1 protein-coding gene and 1 rRNA gene are annotated in these 2,122 nt (G+C 55.2%); one reads left to right on the plus strand and one right to left on the minus strand.

Annotated features, from left to right (window positions below; all coding sequences use genetic code 11):
- On the minus strand, positions 1-244 hold a 244-nt coding region (locus tag ADG72_RS08750; protein ID WP_204372720.1), incomplete at its 3' end, for a hypothetical protein.
- A 44-nt stretch (positions 245-288) separates the two neighbouring features.
- Here ADG72_RS08750 and ADG72_RS05430 point away from each other — a divergent pair.
- Positions 289-1,829: ribosomal RNA gene (locus ADG72_RS05430) — 16S ribosomal RNA — on the plus strand.
- The last annotated feature ends 293 nt before the right edge of the window (positions 1,830-2,122 follow it).

The following is a 2,122-nucleotide window of genomic DNA, read 5'->3' on the forward strand; positions in this document are numbered from 1 at the left end:
TGTGTGCTGGTTCACGTGGTTTTGGTTTGACGTGGTGGGGGTTGGGTGTGTAGATTTTTCTTTCGTCGCCGCGGCCTTGTGGTTGTGGTGGTGGCCTTCTTTCTTGGCTTTTCCTGCTGGTTTTTGGTGGGTTTGGTTGGGGAGTGTGGGGGTGTTGTTTGTGAACTCGATAGTGTGTTTGTTTTTTGTTTTTATGCCTGTTTTTTGTTTTTGAGTATTTTTTTTGGTTGGGATTGCTTGCCACGGTTTTTTGTGGTGGGTTTTCCGGGCTTAATGTTTTTACGTTTTTGTTCGGAGAGTTTGATCCTGGCTCAGGACGAACGCTGGCGGCGTGCTTAACACATGCAAGTCGAACGCTGAAGGCCCAGCTTGCTGGGTTGGATGAGTGGCGAACGGGTGAGTAACACGTGAGTAACCTGCCCCCTTCTTTGGGATAACGGTCGGAAACGGCTGCTAATACCGGGTATTCACTGTCCTTCGCATGGGGGGTGGTGGAAAGGTTTTTTCTGGTGGGGGATGGGCTCGCGGCCTATCAGCTTGTTGGTGGGGTGATGGCTTACCAAGGCTTTGACGGGTAACCGGCCTGAGAGGGTGACCGGTCACATTGGGACTGAGATACGGCCCAGACTCCTACGGGAGGCAGCAGTGGGGAATATTGCACAATGGGCGAAAGCCTGATGCAGCGACGCCGCGTGAGGGATGACGGCCTTCGGGTTGTAAACCTCTTTCGCTCATGGTCAAGCCGCAACTGTGGTTGTGGTGAGGGTAGTGGGTAAAGAAGCACCGGCTAACTACGTGCCAGCAGCCGCGGTAATACGTAGGGTGCGAGCGTTGTCCGGAATTATTGGGCGTAAAGGGCTTGTAGGCGGTTTGTCGCGTCTGCCGTGAAATCCTCTGGCTTAACTGGGGGCGTGCGGTGGGTACGGGCAGGCTTGAGTGCGGTAGGGGAGACTGGAACTCCTGGTGTAGCGGTGGAATGCGCAGATATCAGGAAGAACACCGGTGGCGAAGGCGGGTCTCTGGGCCGTTACTGACGCTGAGGAGCGAAAGCGTGGGGAGCGAACAGGATTAGATACCCTGGTAGTCCACGCTGTAAACGTTGGGCACTAGGTGTGGGGGCCACCCGTGGTTTCTGCGCCGTAGCTAACGCTTTAAGTGCCCCGCCTGGGGAGTACGGCCGCAAGGCTAAAACTCAAAGGAATTGACGGGGGCCCGCACAAGCGGCGGAGCATGCGGATTAATTCGATGCAACGCGAAGAACCTTACCAAGGCTTGACATGCACGGCGGCACTGCAGAGATGTGGTGGCATTTAGTTGGTCGTGTGCAGGTGGTGCATGGTTGTCGTCAGCTCGTGTCGTGAGATGTTGGGTTAAGTCCCGCAACGAGCGCAACCCTTGCCCTATGTTGCCAGCACGTTATGGTGGGGACTCGTGGGGGACTGCCGGGGTTAACTCGGAGGAAGGTGGGGATGACGTCAAATCATCATGCCCCTTATGTCTTGGGCTTCACGCATGCTACAATGGCTGGTACAGAGGGTTGCGATACTGTGAGGTGGAGCGAATCCCTTAAAGCCAGTCTCAGTTCGGATTGGGGTCTGCAACTCGACCCCATGAAGGTGGAGTCGCTAGTAATCGCAGATCAGCAACGCTGCGGTGAATACGTTCTCGGGCCTTGTACACACCGCCCGTCACGTCACGAAAGTTGGTAACACCCGAAGCCCATGGCCTAACCGCGTTTGCGGGGGGAGTGGTCGAAGGTGGGATTGGCGATTGGGACGAAGTCGTAACAAGGTAGCCGTACCGGAAGGTGCGGCTGGATCACCTCCTTTCTAGGGAGCCCGTAAATTGGGGACGCATACCGACCTGTTTGGTTGGGTGTGTGTTTCTTGTGCCTGCATTTGGTCGCTGCCCGCCTGGGTGGTGGGTGTGGGTGCGTTTGGGTTGGGTATAGAAACAATGGCGAGCATGCTGTCGGGTTCACGTTCAACACCTGTTGGGCGCATAGCCCACGACTGGTAATGCCAGATGGTTTGTCTGGTGTTGGTGGTTGTGTGGTGTGTTGTTTGTGATCTGTATAGTGGTTGATGAGCATCTTTATTGCAATGTGAAACCTATTCTCTAG

The sequence above is a fragment of the Trueperella pyogenes genome (assembly GCF_001070855.1).
GTDB classification, from domain to species: domain Bacteria; phylum Actinomycetota; class Actinomycetes; order Actinomycetales; family Actinomycetaceae; genus Pauljensenia; species Pauljensenia pyogenes_A.